We start from the raw sequence: 15,932 nt of genomic DNA on the forward strand, positions 1-15,932 counted from the left end.
CATATAGTGAGCACTTTAAATAAAGATGCTAATCAGTCAGGACGACACAAAATCAACTTCACCATCTTTTAATTGCCAACTAAGTTATGAAATATTATTCAATTGGTAAGATGTAATACATGTTATTGAGCAAGTTCATCGTAAAAAATCTGAAGGAGGTCTGTTCGAACATTCATTCGACCTAATAAATTGCCTTCGCGACTGGGGTAAACCCTATTGCTCAAGAAGATATAAACCAGTTGACTTTCGGGGTCGGCCCAAACAAAAGTGCCGGTAAACCCGGAGTGTCCAAAGCTTGCAGGGCTGGCTCCGATACAAGGATAAGCGGCATCGGGCGTTAACTCCCGGTTGTTGAGTAAGGGCTTATCAAAGCCCAGCCCCCGTCGGTTGTCATTTTCCGGAAATTGCACACGGGTAAACTCCTGCATTGTTTGAGACTGCAGATATTGGTATCCGCCGTATGTGCCCATCTGCAAATACATCTGCATCAGCTTGGCCAGGTCGTTGGCCGTGCCAAACAAACCCGCATTTCCGGATACGCCACCCAGCACAGCCGCTGCTTCATCATGCACCGTGCCGTGTATCTGACGTTTGCGGTAGTACTGATCGTATTCTGCAGGCACAATTTCGTTTACTGAAAACTTTTCAAGCGGGTTGTAGGTCAAGCGGCCAGCCCCCAGGCGCTGATAATAGTTTTGATCCAGAAAATCGACGTAATTCTGGCCGGTTAGCCGCTGAGTCAATTTTGGTATGACCAAAAACGAAAGTCCGCTGTACACATACTTACCTGGTTCATTCAGGCTGGACTTCCGAATGGTGCGATACATTTTCTTTGTAAACTTTTCATTCAGAAACAAGCCCGGAGCCACCTCCAGAGTATAATCCTTCTGCTTCTGAAAGGAATACCAACGCGGTTTCAAGCTGCCATCGTCCACGGTTTCAGTCCAAAAGTTCAGGTAGGGTATCAATCCTGCCTGATGCGCCAGAATTTCCCGCCAACTCAGTGCTTCTTTATTGGAACGATGGAACAAACGTTTTTGCCAGTCGGGCCAGGCCTTTGAGAACGGCTCATCCAAATCAATCAGTCCATCATCGGTCATTTTCAAGACAGCTGCCAGCGCGCCGGTAATTTTGGTCACCGAAGCCAAATCATACAAATCGTTTTCCCGCACAGGCACCAGTTGTTCATAGGTGTGGTACCCATAGATTTTATTGAAAATTACTTTCCCGTCCTTGGCAGCCAACACGCTGCAGCCCGGAGTGGCCTTTTTGACGATGGCTTCTCTCACCAAAGAATCAATGCGCCTATTCAGCCGGCTGCTGTTAAAACCCACTTCCTCCGGAATGGTATACTTCAGACGAATCGGTTCAAGAATGGTCAAACCATCGCCTGCCGCGTAATAGTCTCCCAGGCTAACCGGCAACTTCCCGGACGAGCTAATGCCGCCAAAAATTAACTGAGCCGCGAGCTCCTGCACCAGTGAATCATTCTGATAAGCCATAATCAGGCCTTTGGGTGCCTGAAAGTTCTTCACCTCAGCCAAGGCATAAGGACTGGAGAAGAATACCTCAATGGACTTTTTATCACTGGCCAGGTAGTTCAGCAAAGCTTCTGTCTGTCCGCTTAATCCATAGGGACGTTCCGGTCTGGTGCGCTGCATGTTGCCCACCTGCATCGAACGCCTTGTCTTACTTTCATACAAGTGAAGGCCTGCCACCACCAGGTTAAAGTCCTGCAACTGCTCCTTTACGGCTTCCAGCTCCTCTTTTGAAAAATGCTCCGGAAGAAAAAAATCGTGGATCTCCGTGTATTTCGCCAACATCTTCTGGAAAGGCGTCACCGGGGTACTTCCCACCGTCAGGCAGGCTATGCGAAGGGTATCGAGCCGCATCAGCGGAATCAGCTCCTGGCTGTTTTCAAGCAAAGTAAGCGACGACTCAATCACTTTCCGCTTTACCAATTCGGTTTGCGGGGCATTCAGGTCCTCAAGCAAACCATGCGGATCAACCGGCTCCAGTTGATCAAGTCCGGCCCAACGCTTAGCTGCCAAAACACGCCGGCATTTGCTGTTCACTTCTTCCCAACTAAGATTCCCCTGCTCAATTGCCCGTTTAATGCCTGCTATCGCCTGCTCGATGTCTTTCGGAAACTCCACCACATCATTGCCTGCTTTTAGTGCCAGTGCTTCTATCTCGCCCGGCGCACCATAGGTATTTGCCCCGGCCATGTTCATGGCATCAGTAACAACTAAGCCATCGTATTGCCATTCATCACGCAAAACTCCTTGAATAATGCGGGCAGACAAGCTTGAAGGAATTCCCTTCAACGTATCCAGTTGCGGAACATTCAGGTGAGCCGTCATCACGCCTGCAATCCCTGCATCGGCCAACCGACGAAAAGGAAATAGCTCAACAGAGTCGAGTCGTTCACGTGAATAAGGAACCAGCGGAAGGCTGTAGTGCGAGTCAGTTTGGGTGTCGCCATGCCCAGGGAAATGCTTGGCTACTGCCAAAATACCATTCTCCTGCAAGCCCTGCATATACGCCAAACTGAAGTCGGCCACACGTTGCGGAGATTCACCAAAAGAACGCATCCCAATAATCGGATTCAACGGCTGCGTGTTGCTGTCGGCAACAGGCCCGAAGCTCATTTGCACACCCAGCCGTTTCATCTGCCGGGCCATCTCTTTCCCGACTTCCCTTATCAATTCAGGATCATCCGATGCGCCCAACATCATATTGTATGGGAAAGCAATAACTCCTGGAAGCCGCATTCCTACCCCCCACTCTGCATCCATGGCAATCATCAGAGGCGTTTGAGCAACCGATTGGTACAAGTTGGTTAAACGAGCTTGCTTAACCGGGTCGCCGGTGAAAAAAATAGCTCCGCCGAGGTTATATTTTTCAATCAGTTCTGCAACTTCAAATTGTTTCTCCAGGTCTGCGTTGGCTGCCGTGTTAATCCAAACCAGCTGTCCGATGCGCTGTTCGGGTGTCAGCGATTGAAACACAGAGTCAACCCAATGGTCCTGCAGCAAGGCATTCATCACAAACTGAGCCTGTGCTTTTACCGCAAGAAGAATGAAAAGCAAGCTAAAAAAGAGAATCCGTTTCATACCGAAAGCTGTTTTGGTTTCCGCAATTTAATCATTAAACCTTGATGAATATTTTCTTCTTGTAAAGCACATAGCCTATAAACCAGAAGAAAACAATGTGGGTAAGGGCAAACAGGAGCGACCCGTTCAAAGGGCCAGCCAATGGAACAAAAACCTCTTGATAAAGCCAGCTGTAAGCATTTTGCATTTCGCCATTCCGGCCTTCCCAACGAATAATCCGGCTGATGGTAATGGCCCACAAGCCAGACAGCGCGAAGATAAACAAGGGGTTCATGCCGAATACTACAAAAAAGGAGGTCCACTTCTGATAATGCTTCAAGTCGATAATCCAGACCAACACACCCAGGAAAATACTGGCCAGCCCTCCCGTATAAAGCACATACGAGCTTGTCCAAAGGGCCTTGTTGATTGGGAAAAACTGTCCCCAGACCAATCCGCCGATCACCCCTGCAATGCCCCAAAGCACCAATTGTTTGGGTACTTGCAATTTTTCATGCTGCTTGATTAGCGAACCGGCCAAGTAACCCAGTATTGCCGTTACAATAGCCGGCAATGTACTCAACAAACCCTCCGGATCGAAAGGAATACCAAAGCCCCGGTACAGGTGTTGCTCACCCAGAATCATTCGGTCAAACGGGATGGTGGCATTGCTCTCCAGACTGTATGGGTCACCCGTTCCCATAAAATATATTATTCCCCAGTAAACCAACAAAATAATGCCTCCTATGTATGGCAGGTACTTCTTTTGAACCGATAAGACAATCAAGGAGGCGAACCCATAAACCAGTGCAATCCGCTGCAGTACGCCCATAATCCGCAACTGAGAAAAATCCTTACTCCACTGCGGAAAAGAATTCAGGAACAAGCCGATGGCAAAGATCAACACCGTTCGCCGACTCAGGCGCACCAGCGACTCCCTGTTCAGCTGATTGCCGTATTTTGAAAAAGAGAAAAACATGGATACCCCAACCACAAACAGGAAAAATGGAAAGACCAAATCGGTGGGCGTACATCCATGCCAGGCTGCATGGCGCAAAGGAGCATAGATATGCGACCAGCTGCCGGGAGTATTCACGGTTATCATCGCAGCAATCGTAATGCCGCGGAGCACATCAAGTGCGAGGTAGCGTTGCGTTGTTTTCATTTGTATGTTTTTTTGTCAACAAGAGTAATCCAATAAACGTAAGTAAGCCATTCAGCAGCAAAAGTTCAAATCCAAATTGGTAGCCACCCAGCCAGCTTTCCGAATTGCGGTCAATCACCAAAGATAACACAGGCGACAGCAAGCCTACAATAGGAACATAGCGATCCTTCACCTGTCGTTTGGTCAGAATTCCGAAAGTAAACAAACCCAGCAAGGGACCATAGGTGTACCCAGCCACCCGAAACACAGCAGTCACCACACTTTCGTCGTTAATGATACGGAAGAGGACTATAACCAGGAAAACCAGCAATGAAAAGGCAATGTGCACCTTAAAACGAGTGGCTTTGCTATTATTCGCCTCAGCATCAATATTTAGAAAATCAATGCAAAACGAAGTTGTCAGCGCCGTCAGGGCGGAGTCGGCACTAGAGTAGGCTGCAGCCAGAATACCAAGCAAAAACAGTGCTCCGGCCAATGGCCCAAAATATTGCATCGCCAACATCGGAAAAAGGTCATCGCTACGCTCGGGTATAGCCAGCCCTTTTTGCTGCACGAAAAAATAGAGCATTACGCCGAGGCACAGAAAAAGCAGGTTGGCAATGATAAAAGCCAGGCTAAACCAATAAATATTCTTCTGAGCATCCTGCTGCGTTTTGCAGGTCAGGTTTTTCTGCATCATATTCTGATCCAATCCATTGATCGTGATCACGATCCCCAAACCAGCCAGAAACTGCTTGAAAAAGTTGGTTTTCGACTGCCAATCCCAATCGAAGATCCGGCTGTACGGATGATTGGCCACTGTTTCCACCAAGCCCCCGGCACTCAGGTCCAGTTGTTCCGAAATAACCCAAATGGTCATCCCTACGGCCCCTAAAATAAAAAGTGTCTGTAAGGAGTCGGTCCACACAACCGTCTTAATTCCGGCCCGGTGCGTATAAATCCAGATTAATAGCAGGGTGAGCAAAACCGTCAACCAGAAAGGAATACCCAGCGCATCGAAAAAAGCCAGTTGAAGCACACCAGCCGCCAGGTAAAGCCGAAAAGAGGCTCCAATGGTTTGAGAAAGCAGGAAAAAGAAAGCTCCTGTTTTGTATGAACGAAGGCCAAAACGCTGATCGAGATAAGTATAGATGGAAACGAGCCGAAGCTTGTAATACAGAGGAATTAAAACCAATGCAATGATCCAGTAACCGACAAAGTTGCCTAGCAAAAACTGCAAATACGTCCAGCCCGTGTTGCCCACCTCGCCCGGCACCGAAATAAAAGTCACCCCCGAAATGGTAGAACCAATCATGCCAAAGGCCACCAAGTACCACGGAGACCGGCGATTTCCCGTAAAAAAAGTATCGTTGCTGGCATTTCTTGAGGTCAGGTAAGAAATCACCATCAACAAGCCAAAAAACAAAAGAATAACAGTCAGAATCAGCGAATTAGTCATAGTATAAATTCAGCATAAAAAATTTCAACCCTACATCCTCATCACAAACGGCTTGGCTGGTAGCCTTTATTGGTCAGGAAATCCAAAAGTTCATCCAGATGATGATAAAACTTATCGGTTCGTTCAGCAGCTGTTCCCAGATGAATCAAAATAACAGCCCCATTAAGTCCGGCCAGTTGATCGTTTTCAAAGCTTTTCAGGTCATTTAGAATCCTTTCTGACGATCGGTAGTTTTTCATGTCAGGAGTTGTGTAATCTGCGTTGGTGCGTATCCCCGGTGTAAAATTAACCACTTGTAAACCCAGCTGCTTACTCCAGTTGACAATGGCTTCATTGTACCATTCGTAAGGCGCCAAAAAGTAAGGTGCTTCGGATGGATCAATGCCCAGCTCGGCCATTTTATGATAGTTGGCTACCAGATCCTTTTCAAACACTTCGCGCGTTACCAGCAGTGAGTCGCGTTTCTCCCAGTCAGCGTAAAGCAAATGCTTATCCGAATGGGCCCCCAGATAATGGCCATCCTTCATCAACCGGGCAATTAATTTCTGGTTATCCTGATTTTCATAAAAGTCTCCGGTAAAGAAGAAGGAAGCCTCCTGGTTGTGTTTCTTCAAGGTTTTAGCAATCAGCTCGCAGCCATCGTTGTAGTCATGTGCGGAGAAAATCAGGTAAACCTTCCGGCTCGTGGTATCCATCCGCACCAATGCCCCCTGAGTGTCTTTTACCACCCGGCTCATGGTTTGGCCTTTTTGCCCCTCAACTTCCAGCGAAGAAAATAAAAAGCTCAAGCTCGCCGTGCCATCCATGGTCGGTTCATTCGATGAGTAATCGCCAATATCATCATGATAAACGGCTTTCCCCTTCTGGAAATTGGCATATTCATCCGGTTCCAAAAGCTGAATCCCACGCAGACTCTCGTAAATCGATCGGTAAACCGGTCCATCCACCAGCCCGCCAGTGGTGGTTTCATGCATCAGAACCGTGATGGAAGAATGCGGTTTTTCCGGGTAATCACCTCCCTCAGGAAGTCCGCAGATCATACTTGTCCCCCAGGGATTACAGCCTAAAAGCCAGTCGACCAGGGCCGCTTCAAGCGTTGCGAAAGTCTCATCGCCACTGAGCTGACGGTACAGCCGGGCCTGAGTAGCTGCCCCGGCTACAAAATTGTTGGAACACCACTGAAAAGGAATTCCAAGCTGAAAAGGATCATTGCCTGCAAAGTGCTTTAAATGGCTCAGTCCTTGTTTCATCAGGGCCAGAAATTGCTCGGAAGTGGATTCATTGGCGGATTGTGCCAGCAAAGCATGTCCCAAGTTAACAAACGGGTAGTACTGGTAATGCCTTGCCCGATGCAAAGCCATCCAGGGGGTAACCGGTTCCAGCGCACCCCAGTAACGCGCCTGTTGCTGATAGTCATCCTTACCAGACAATTGGTAAAGCGAAGCTGCTGCCAACTCCATATCATCGATGTAATTTTCCTCTTCATAGAAATAAGGAGAAACCATGCAGGCTGTTTGACACACCCCAGGATCAGAAAGTGCAAAAGTCCAGGCGTCTTCAGCCTTTTGGTGTATCACCTCAGCCAACTGAGGGTCTATATCGTCAAACAACTGAGCGCCCAATGCAAACGCCGAAGCATACTTGGCAGCCGTAGAAGCCACCCCAGTACTCCGATTTTTATGTTTTCCCAAGCCTTGTGGTTTTCCGGTAACAAAATACACCGGACGTGCTTTCCCCAGCCCATAGCTAACCGTATCCTTGTTGGGCAGACGATACCCTCTATGATCGCGATCATCAGCAATTTGGTTGTACATCTCATCTTTTGCCGGATTCATTTTCAAAAGCCACTCCAGCCCCCAGCGCGCTTCGTCCAAAATATCAGGTATTCCATTAGCTCCGGCTAAGCCATTGGCCTGGTATTTATCGCCAAAAGCCTCCGGATTTTGCTGGTAGGCAAATAGCATCTGGTAGGTTGCATTGGCTGAAGTCGTTAAATATTGCAGGTAATCAGAGGCGTCATGCCAGCCACCGGTCACGTCAATCTGCTCGCCGGAACGGGTCGGATGATCGACAATAACACCATCGTGTAAGTGGCAAGAGTCATTTAAAAACGGGTTGAAACCACAACGTTGCTGACGCATGTAGTTCAGCACAAAGTCGGCCGTTCCATCGTAAACATCGTTTCCAATGCGAAAGGAAGGCGATTGCGCTGCTCCTGCCTGAACAAAGAAACCACCGGCTTCCTGGAAAGCTGAAAAATCGAGCCGGTAGGCAGACTGCATCCCCCAAAGCGAGGCATCTGCAATTTCAGCCGAAGCTTCATAAACTTTCTCTCCGGAAATTTTGTCATACAACTCAAACTTATCGATTATAAGCTCCTCAGGGCTCAACAAAACAGCTGTTTTAAATGCCTTGGGAAGATAGCCCAGTTGATTGATACGAATAACAGGCTGTGCCGAAAGCCTTAAAGCCCCACAAAATACAAAGAATACAAGGAGCGTAATTAGCTTATAGTTCATATGTCAGGTTTTTAAAGAAAACTTTTGATCCTTGGACGGCTCAAAAACTCCAGTTAGGTTTCTCCTTCAAAAATAAGTTTTTAATCACACAAAAGCAAAATCTGTAATACATCTTATAACTTTCTTTATTATGAACCAAAATTCCTTATATTTGCTTCATGATTCGATTAATTGCTGATAGTGGATCAACCAAGACCGATTGGTTGCTGACAGGTAAGGTTTCCAAAGAGCTGGCCTTTCAAACGAAAGGAATTAATCCGTTCTTCAGAACCAGTGAAGATATCTATGAAGAACTTCGCGAAAAATTGCTTCTTCCCGCCGGAACCAGTGTAGACAAAATCGAGTTCTACGGGGCAGGCATTATCAACCAGGAACGAGGCGATGTTATCAAAAAAGCCCTTGAACGGCTATTCCCCAATGTTTCAATAGAAACAGCCAGCGATGCTTTGGGTGCAGCCCGGGCATTATTTGGCACCGAAGCCGGAATCGCCTGCATTGTGGGCACGGGCTCCAACAGCTGCCTGTACGATGGTCAGAAAATCGTTAGCGGCATTCCTCCGCTAGGCTTCATTCTTGGAGATGAATTTAGCGGGGCGGTACTCGGAAAAAAACTGTTGGGCGACTATTTCAAAAACATCATGCCTGCCGATTGTAAAAAACTGTTTGAAAGCGAATTTTCACTCGATCAGGCAGAAGTATTGACACGAGTCTATCGGACCGAACGGCCAAACAAGTACCTGGCTGGCTTTGCTCCTTTCCTATCCAGGCACCTGGCAGTCCCCTACTGCCACAGGCTGGTGACAACGAGCGCCAAAGAGTTTTTTGAACGCAATATCCTTCAGCTGCCCGAAGCCGGAAATTATCCACTTGGCTTTGTGGGCTCTGTGGCCTGGCACTTCAAGCCAATCATTGATGAATTGGCTCAAGCTTATGGGTTTCCGACACCAATCATTCTGAAGGGGCCCATCGATAAGTTGAAAGAGTATCATGAACATACCGAAGAATAAACTTGAAAAGATGACAATAGAAAGTGTAACTGAAGCCGATTCGCATTACAACAACCTCGAAGAAATGGATGTCAGGCAACTGCTTGATAATATTCATCAAGAAGACCAAAAGGTACTTCCTGCCGTGCAAAAAACCATTCCTCAAATTGAGAAGCTGGTGACACAAACCGTGGAACGGATGACCAAAGGAGGACGTCTTTTTTATGTTGGCGCCGGCACCAGCGGACGTTTAGGCATTCTGGATGCTTCAGAAATTCCTCCAACTTATGGCGTTGGCTATGATTTGGTTATTGGAATGATTGCCGGTGGAGACCAGGCTATTCGAAAAGCGGTTGAAGCTGCTGAGGACAACGAAGAGTTGGGCTGGCAAGAGCTTCAAAATTACAAGGTCACCCCGCTGGACACGGTGATTGGCATTGCAGCGTCAGGCCGTACGCCTTATGTCATCGGAGCGGTGAAGCAAGCACGCAAACATGGATTGCTGACCGGCTGTGTTACCAACAATCCCAACAGCGAACTGGCCAAACAAGTAGATATTCCCATTGAAGCTATTGTTGGACCAGAGTTTGTTACGGGTAGCACACGCATGAAATCAGGCACTTCTCAAAAGCTGATTCTGAATATGATTACCACCACGCTCATGATCAAACTGGGACGTGTAAAAGGAAATAAAATGGTAAACATGCAGCTGACCAACCAAAAACTCATTGCACGAGGCACCCGCATGATCATGGACGAGCTGGGCTACGACGAAGCCAAGGCCAGACGCTTATTGCTCTTGCATGGTTCGGTCAACAAAGCACTGGAGGCCAGCAAAGAGCACTAATCCTGTTCGGGAATTTTCATGAACTTATTATAAACCTGCATATTCCGATCCAGGTGGGCTTGCATTTTTTCGTAAGCCCGCTCGGCATCGCGCTCGCGTATGGCGTTTACAATTTCTTTGTGATAACCCAAGGTAATTTCCTTTTCACCCTCAATATTGGCATAAATAAAATTCCGCATGCGAGGCAGCAGGTTGTGTACCGGTTCCATGGTTACAATCACAAACGGGTTTCCGGTAGCCCGGGCCACATTTAAATGAAACTTATTGTCCATGTCTGATTCCAGCTGGGTATTGTCCGGATCGCAGGCTGCAAAATCAATCAGGTTTTGCTCCAGATTAGCCAGGTCCTCATCTTTCCGGTTCAAAGCAGCCATTTTTGCAATTTCCGGTTCAAAAGCCAGACGCAACTCAATGATCTGACTAATCAGGTTCATGTCAAATTTCAAGTCGTAATACAGGTTCAGCGAGTCAATGGCATCTTTCATGTTGATCTTTTTCACGACCATGCCACTCCCCTTTCTGATTTCGATCAACCCCCGGGCACTTAAGCGCCGCAAGGCTTCGCGAAGCGCTGTTCGACTCACGGCAAACATCTCACAAAGCTCCCTCTCTGAAGGCAACTTAGAACCAATCGGAAGTTTCTTTTCCCGAATAGCCCGTTCGATATTCCGCTCAATTTTTTGACTTAAAGTTTGTGTCGTACCAATCTTTTTAAAAATATCATTCATGGCGTTTTGCATTTCCAAAGCATTGTGCAAGATAGCACAAATAAGCGAGTATCAGGCCTGATTTTTTTCACCTATGGTTCTTTTGACTTTCAAGTTTATGAAGCAGAAAAGCCCGGTTCAGGCCCTGAAAAAGGTCAAATACACATTCGGAATTAAAAAAGTGCAGCCCAATTTCAGCAATTGGTCACACCAGAAAGAAACGGTATTTGCAAGCCAAGTGGATCTCCCGGTTGCATTCTGCAGGCAGTCAATCTCCGTCAAAGTCAGGCTTTCCATTTCTGGAATTCCATCGAATTCGGTAACTTCGCAGGATAAAAAATTGAAGTACTATGTTTTCAGGAATCGTTGAAGAATACGGCGTAGTTAAAGCCATTGAAAAAGAGCAGGAAAATTATCATTTTACACTGACCTGTTCATTTGTTGACGAATTGAAAGTCGATCAAAGTGTATCGCACAACGGTGTTTGTCTGACTGTTGTGAAAGTGGACAATGAGGCGAAAACCTACACGGTAACAGCCATCAAGGAAACCCTGTTAAAAACCAATCTGGGCTATTGGGAAGTCGGATCAAAAGTTAACCTGGAACGTAGCATGATGATGAACGGACGCCTGGACGGACACATTGTTCAGGGGCACGTTGACCAGACTGCAACCTGCACCAAGGTGGAAGAAGCCGATGGCAGCTGGTATTTCACATTCGAATACGAATTCGACAAGCAAAAAGCACAGCAAGGTTACATGACGGTGGAAAAAGGGTCGGTTACAGTGAATGGCGTAAGTCTTACGGTAGTCAATTCGAAAGACAACTCCTTCCAGGTGGCAATCATTCCCTACACCTACGCAGAAACCAATTTTCACACCTTCAATCCCGGCACTGTTATCAACCTTGAATTCGATATTATTGGCAAGTACCTGGCTAAATTGGCTAGCTTCAACTAGCCAGCATCAAGCCTTAAAAAAATACAGGAAGTTATGTTGAAGCGAACTTCACGATAACTTCCTGTTTTCTTTCCTTTTAAAACCTCAGAAATCACTAGGCATGAAATACCAGTAAGGGGGTTTTTAGGTGAAACACCATTTTACGGGCAATACTCGGGTTAAAAATCCGTGTAATCATGTTTCGTTTATGAGTCGTTAAGGACAAAATATCAATGTCCTTTTCCTGAATGTATTTTTCCAGGTCAACCAACACGTCATTGCCAGTCATAATCTGACAGGTCAGCGAGTCATCCGGGTACTTTTTCTTCAACACTTTCCGCATACTTTTCATCCGGGCTTCGCTCAGCTCCTTGTATTCCTCATCGCCAATGTGCAGGCAGGTTACTTCGGTGTTAAAGGGTTTTAGCAGCCCCAGTAACTTATCAATGGCATGAAAGTCCTTATCATCAAAATTGGTGGCATAAACCACTTTTTTAACCGACGATAAATTCAACAAAGGCGCCTTTTCGGGAATTACCAAAACAGGAACCTTCGCCTTGTAAATCACCCCTGCCGTTGTACTTCCCATCACGGCATCCAGCTCATTCGAGGGTCCCTTAATACCCATAACAATCATCCGTGGAGGATGAAGTTCCGTGTAAGCCAGGATGTCTTCTTCCGGATAGCCCATCTTGATAATTTGTTCCATTTTTAATGCATCCCAGACTTCCTGCCCAACCTGTTCCAGCAGCTTTTTCTGAAACCGCGCAAACTCCTCGTGCACATATTCTTCCCGCTCCTTCAGGTGATCGTAAAGACCGGCATCGAAAGCCATTACATCGGAATACGGAATGGTAAAATAATCAGGCTGAGGAATGACATGGTAAAATACCACGCCGGAGTTCAGTTTTCGGGCAATTTCAAATGCCATTGCCGCCGCCTTTAAAGAGTAGCTGGAAAAATCAACAGGAATGAGGATAAAATCTTCCGGCTTTTTATAGTCTTCATCAATCTTACCCAACACTTTATCCAAAACCGGATACGCCTTACTCGCATCTTTGGCATTAATACGCACTTTTACCCCGGAAGCCACCGCCCCCTGAATCAAATTCACATTCTCCAGAGAACATTCAATTCCTTTGGCTTCGAGCATCGACCGCAAAACCTCTGCGGTAGCGTAAGGCAACATGGCAATAGTGATAATTTTTTCTTCCATAATAAATCTCTTTTATGAACATTAGCCCTGTTTTATTTTTCGGAATTTGTGACGTTTTAGTTTCAAAAATTTATCAGAATCTTACGAAAGCTATTCTTAAACATCAAGTAGAGGGAGGTGCCGGAATCTATAATGGGCTACAAACAAATTCCGTGTTCTCCTGTTGTCTTTATTGACATAAAACAATACCTTTAATCAGTTAATTCTGCGGTTTAATAGAATTGAGATTCAAGTTTTACCTGCCGCAAATTAAACGTCAAACGGATGAGAAAAACAGCACTGATCACAGGAGCATCAAAACGTATTGGCAAGGCCTTGGCCCAGCATCTGGCATCACGCGGCTGGAATATCGCGCTTCATTACAATACTTCGGCTGACGCTGCCCAAAAGCTTCAACAGGAATTAAACCAACAGTTTAGCGAAGCTTGTTTCCGTATTTTCAAGGCCGACCTATCCAATGAAGAAGAAGTTCAACAGCTCATTCCTGCCGTGCTCGCTGAATTTTCAACGCTTGATTTATTAATCAACAATGCTTCTGTTTTTGAACCTTCGAGCATCAAGTCCACATCAATGGATTTGTTTCATCGTCAGCTGGCGGTCAATTTCCAAGCTCCTTTTATCCTGAGCCGCGATTTGGCAAACAAGGGTCAGGAAGCTTTGATCATTAACTTTGTTGACACCCGAATAACAAGCAACAAATCTAATTTTGCGGCCTACTCCCTGTCCAAAAAAGCCCTTTGGGAACTGACCAAGATGACAGCACTGGAGTTTGCTCCACACATCCGCGTCAACGCGATTGCACCGGGCGTAAGCTTAGCTCCCGAAGACAAGGATGAGGATTACTTGTGGAAGCTGGCTCAAGCCATCCCCATGCAAAAGCCCGGCGGACTAGCTCCTATTTTGCAAAGCCTCGACTTCATCATAGAAAACACGCATTTAACCGGCCAACTGCTTTTTGCTGATGGCGGTGAAAACCTGGGAAAAAACGAATAAAACTATGGCACGAATACGCGTAAAAGACCTCTTAATACGAACCTATATTGGGTTTAACCCCGAAGAACTGGTCAACAAGCAAGATGTAGTAATCAACCTCGAAATTGAGGTGGACATTCCGGTAGAAGCGCTGGAGTCGGACGAGCCGGATGGCATTTACGACTACAAGCTGATTACCAAGCGAATCATTGCTTTTGTGCAGGAAGGACGTTTCAAGCTGCTGGAAGCCTTGACCAAAAATCTGCTGCAATTAATTATGGAAGACGAACGTGTTCGCCACGCCAAAGTAGAAGTAGATAAACCTCATGCCCTGCGGTTTGCCGAATCGGTCTCTTTTGAAATGGAAGCCCAGCGATGAACACCTGCATAATTGGCATCGGATCGAATATTGACGCGGAAAGAAACATTGCACAAGCCCTGCAGCTGATCGGGAAATCCTGTACCATTTTACAAACATCGACCATGCTAAAAACCAAGCCCATTGGCTACACTGCACAGAGTGATTTTACAAATGGAGCCGTTAAAATTGAAACCAACTGGTCGCAAGAGGAGTTAAACCTATACCTGAAGGAAGTTGAAGATCAACTTGGACGCGATCGGACTCAACACAAATACGGTCCCCGAACCATTGATTTGGATCTTATGGTGTGGAACGGCCAGCTCATTGATCAGGATTATTACACGCGTGATTTCCTGCGCCAATCGGCTGCTGAACTGGGATTTCATGCATCAAACAAAGAATAAACTTAAATTAAACGATCAACGATGAATCAAAAATATTACCGTTTCCTATTCGCCCTTTTTCTGGCACTTCTCCTTATTTCCTGTGGAAAAAACGACGATCCTACACCTACTGAAACGTCCTTTGTCTTCCTCGAATCAGAAAAACAGCTTGGCACCATTACCCAAAATTCGGCCCAGCTTTTGTTTAATTTGCTGGCCGCACAGTTCGATGATGACGGTACCATGGACAATGAAGTCAGCTCGGGCGCGCAAGTGTACAAGGTAACTTACAACACCACTTTCGAGGACGATCCGCTGCTGGTTTCCGGCTTAATTTCCGTTCCGGACAAGCCGGGCAACTACCCGGTAATTAGTTTCCAAAACGGCACGAATGTGGAATACAGCAAAGCCCCAACGGTGGATGAATCCAACGAACTTTTTCTGGTTCTCAAAAATTTCGCTGCGCTGGGGTTTATTGTGGTTATCCCCGACTCCCCAGGTTTTGGTGAGTCCACCCAGGTTTTTCACCCCTACCTTGAAAAAGACAACACCTTGCCCAGCCTGGTTGACTTGCTCAAGGCAACCCGTGAATTTGTCAGCCAGGAGCATATTTCGGCCTCACTTAACGAAGATTTATACCTGATGGGCTACTCACAAGGCGGATGGTCAACCATGCAGCTGAAACACGAAATTGAGCAAAACGGCCTGGAAGATTACCAGCTGAAAGCCACTACCTGTGGTGCCGGCCCGTATAATTTAAACCTGTTGAATGAACTGATTGTGGAACAAGACAGCTACCCCATGCCCTATTTTTTGGCTTACCTCATGCAAGCCTACCACGTTCACAACAAATACCCCAATCCGCTGAATGAAATCTTTGCTGATCAATATGCGGCCAAAATTCCGGAACTTTTCAACGGAGTTACCCCCGGAAATGCAATCAATGACGAGCTTACCACCCAGGTTGAAGACTTGTTTCAAGCCGGTTTTCGCACAGGCTATGCCACCGATGCCCAATACATGTCGATCCAAACTGCCCTAACGCAAAACAGCGTACAGCCGTGGAAAACAACAAGCCCTACCCGACTTTTCCATGGCGAAGCCGACACCTACGTGCCTCTTCAACTTTCGGTTCAGATGCATGAGGGATTTAAAGCTTTAAATGTGAGTGACGATCTGATTAAGCTGGTTAAACTTCCCGGAGCCGATCATCAATCTGCCATTTTACCTTTTGGCGTTGCTTCCATCAATTGGTTTATCGACCTCAAAAACAAGTAAGCAAAACTGACATTTTTAATACTTTTT

The 15,932-nt window shown here is 46.5% G+C and carries 13 protein-coding genes; 7 read left to right on the forward strand and 6 right to left on the reverse strand.

What is annotated here, in order from left to right; translation table 11 throughout:
• Nucleotides 1–122: 122 nt before the first annotated feature.
• From ACRD6K_RS09250 to ACRD6K_RS09265, 4 genes are read right to left on the reverse strand one after another with little or no spacing between them, the layout of a single operon-like run.
• Nucleotides 123–3,116, reverse strand: a complete 2,994-nt coding sequence (locus ACRD6K_RS09250) for a serine hydrolase domain-containing protein (protein ID WP_430973017.1) — start codon at nucleotides 3,114–3,116, stop codon at nucleotides 123–125.
• 34 nt (nucleotides 3,117–3,150) lie between these two features.
• On the reverse strand, nucleotides 3,151–4,260 hold the full coding sequence (locus ACRD6K_RS09255) for an acyltransferase family protein (protein ID WP_430973018.1): 1,110 nt from the start codon (nucleotides 4,258–4,260) through the stop codon (nucleotides 3,151–3,153).
• Complete coding sequence (locus tag ACRD6K_RS09260; protein ID WP_299578540.1) at nucleotides 4,229–5,698, reverse strand: sodium:solute symporter; 1,470 nt, start codon at nucleotides 5,696–5,698, stop codon at nucleotides 4,229–4,231. The genes ACRD6K_RS09255 and ACRD6K_RS09260 overlap by 32 nt, the downstream gene beginning before the upstream one ends.
• 41 nt (nucleotides 5,699–5,739) lie before the next feature.
• Nucleotides 5,740–8,217 (reverse strand): bifunctional glycoside hydrolase family 9 protein/polysaccharide deacetylase, encoded by a 2,478-nt coding sequence (locus ACRD6K_RS09265; protein WP_430973019.1) that lies wholly within the window; start codon nucleotides 8,215–8,217, stop codon nucleotides 5,740–5,742.
• A gap of 158 nt (nucleotides 8,218–8,375) precedes the next feature.
• Between ACRD6K_RS09265 and ACRD6K_RS09270 the strand changes: the two genes are divergently transcribed.
• Both ACRD6K_RS09270 and murQ read left to right on the forward strand, forming a co-directional pair.
• Complete coding sequence (locus ACRD6K_RS09270; RefSeq protein ID WP_430973020.1) at nucleotides 8,376–9,224, forward strand: ATPase; 849 nt, start codon at nucleotides 8,376–8,378, stop codon at nucleotides 9,222–9,224.
• Nucleotides 9,225–9,234: 10 nt separating this feature from the next.
• On the forward strand, nucleotides 9,235–10,050 hold the full coding sequence (murQ, locus tag ACRD6K_RS09275; RefSeq protein ID WP_430973021.1) for an N-acetylmuramic acid 6-phosphate etherase: 816 nt from the start codon (nucleotides 9,235–9,237) through the stop codon (nucleotides 10,048–10,050).
• On the opposite strand, the gene ACRD6K_RS09280 is transcribed toward murQ, so the two are convergent.
• Nucleotides 10,047–10,778 carry a FadR/GntR family transcriptional regulator gene (locus ACRD6K_RS09280; protein ID WP_299578536.1) on the reverse strand — a complete coding sequence of 244 codons (732 nt, stop codon included), beginning with the start codon at nucleotides 10,776–10,778 and terminating at the stop codon, nucleotides 10,047–10,049. The genes murQ and ACRD6K_RS09280 overlap by 4 nt on opposite strands.
• A gap of 329 nt (nucleotides 10,779–11,107) precedes the next feature.
• On the opposite strand from ACRD6K_RS09280, the gene ACRD6K_RS09285 reads away from it, so the two are divergent.
• Complete coding sequence (locus ACRD6K_RS09285; RefSeq protein ID WP_299578535.1) at nucleotides 11,108–11,716, forward strand: riboflavin synthase; 609 nt, start codon at nucleotides 11,108–11,110, stop codon at nucleotides 11,714–11,716.
• A 94-nt stretch (nucleotides 11,717–11,810) separates the two neighbouring features.
• Here the strand turns inward: ACRD6K_RS09285 and ACRD6K_RS09290 are convergent, their stop codons facing one another.
• Nucleotides 11,811–12,911, reverse strand: coding sequence for a universal stress protein (locus ACRD6K_RS09290; protein WP_430973022.1), 1,101 nt, complete (start codon nucleotides 12,909–12,911; stop codon nucleotides 11,811–11,813).
• A 264-nt stretch (nucleotides 12,912–13,175) separates the two neighbouring features.
• Here ACRD6K_RS09290 and ACRD6K_RS09295 point away from each other — a divergent pair, with 264 nt between their 5' ends.
• Genes ACRD6K_RS09295 through ACRD6K_RS09310 form a run of 4 tightly spaced genes read left to right on the forward strand, consistent with a single transcriptional unit; the run spans nucleotide 13,176 to nucleotide 15,905 of the window.
• Nucleotides 13,176–13,904: an SDR family NAD(P)-dependent oxidoreductase gene (locus ACRD6K_RS09295; RefSeq protein ID WP_430973023.1), complete on the forward strand. Its 729-nt coding sequence runs from the start codon at nucleotides 13,176–13,178 to the stop codon at nucleotides 13,902–13,904.
• Nucleotides 13,905–13,908: 4 nt separating this feature from the next.
• A complete protein-coding gene (locus ACRD6K_RS09300; protein ID WP_430973024.1) occupies nucleotides 13,909–14,262 on the forward strand; it encodes a dihydroneopterin aldolase in 354 nt (117 codons plus the stop codon).
• Nucleotides 14,259–14,648 carry a 2-amino-4-hydroxy-6-hydroxymethyldihydropteridine diphosphokinase gene (gene folK, locus ACRD6K_RS09305; RefSeq protein WP_430973025.1) on the forward strand — a complete coding sequence of 130 codons (390 nt, stop codon included), beginning with the start codon at nucleotides 14,259–14,261 and terminating at the stop codon, nucleotides 14,646–14,648. Before ACRD6K_RS09300 ends, folK begins: the two co-directional genes overlap by 4 nt.
• A 21-nt stretch (nucleotides 14,649–14,669) precedes the next feature.
• The gene (locus tag ACRD6K_RS09310; protein ID WP_430973026.1) at nucleotides 14,670–15,905 is read left to right on the forward strand and encodes an alpha/beta hydrolase family protein; all 1,236 of its coding nucleotides are present in this window, start codon (nucleotides 14,670–14,672) and stop codon (nucleotides 15,903–15,905) included.
• The last annotated feature ends 27 nt before the right edge of the window (nucleotides 15,906–15,932 follow it).

The sequence above is a fragment of the Sunxiuqinia rutila genome, from assembly GCF_050589705.1.
Lineage (GTDB): Bacteria > Bacteroidota > Bacteroidia > Bacteroidales > Prolixibacteraceae > Sunxiuqinia > Sunxiuqinia rutila.

Excerpts from the sequence above, each read along its gene's own strand:
- ACRD6K_RS09250 (WP_430973017.1), bottom strand. The coding sequence starts at position 3,116 with ATGAAACGGATTCTCTTTTTTAGCTTGCTTTTCATTCTTCTTGCGGTA.
- ACRD6K_RS09255 (WP_430973018.1), bottom strand. The coding sequence starts at position 4,260 with ATGAAAACAACGCAACGCTACCTCGCACTTGATGTGCTCCGCGGCATT.
- ACRD6K_RS09260 (WP_299578540.1), bottom strand. The coding sequence starts at position 5,698 with ATGACTAATTCGCTGATTCTGACTGTTATTCTTTTGTTTTTTGGCTTG.
- ACRD6K_RS09265 (WP_430973019.1), bottom strand. The coding sequence starts at position 8,217 with ATGAACTATAAGCTAATTACGCTCCTTGTATTCTTTGTATTTTGTGGG.
- ACRD6K_RS09270 (WP_430973020.1), top strand. The coding sequence starts at position 8,376 with ATGATTCGATTAATTGCTGATAGTGGATCAACCAAGACCGATTGGTTG.
- murQ (WP_430973021.1), top strand. The coding sequence starts at position 9,235 with ATGACAATAGAAAGTGTAACTGAAGCCGATTCGCATTACAACAACCTC.
- ACRD6K_RS09280 (WP_299578536.1), bottom strand. The coding sequence starts at position 10,778 with ATGAATGATATTTTTAAAAAGATTGGTACGACACAAACTTTAAGTCAA.
- ACRD6K_RS09285 (WP_299578535.1), top strand. The coding sequence starts at position 11,108 with ATGTTTTCAGGAATCGTTGAAGAATACGGCGTAGTTAAAGCCATTGAA.
- ACRD6K_RS09290 (WP_430973022.1), bottom strand. The coding sequence starts at position 12,911 with ATGGAAGAAAAAATTATCACTATTGCCATGTTGCCTTACGCTACCGCA.
- ACRD6K_RS09295 (WP_430973023.1), top strand. The coding sequence starts at position 13,176 with ATGAGAAAAACAGCACTGATCACAGGAGCATCAAAACGTATTGGCAAG.
- ACRD6K_RS09300 (WP_430973024.1), top strand. The coding sequence starts at position 13,909 with ATGGCACGAATACGCGTAAAAGACCTCTTAATACGAACCTATATTGGG.
- folK (WP_430973025.1), top strand. The coding sequence starts at position 14,259 with ATGAACACCTGCATAATTGGCATCGGATCGAATATTGACGCGGAAAGA.
- ACRD6K_RS09310 (WP_430973026.1), top strand. The coding sequence starts at position 14,670 with ATGAATCAAAAATATTACCGTTTCCTATTCGCCCTTTTTCTGGCACTT.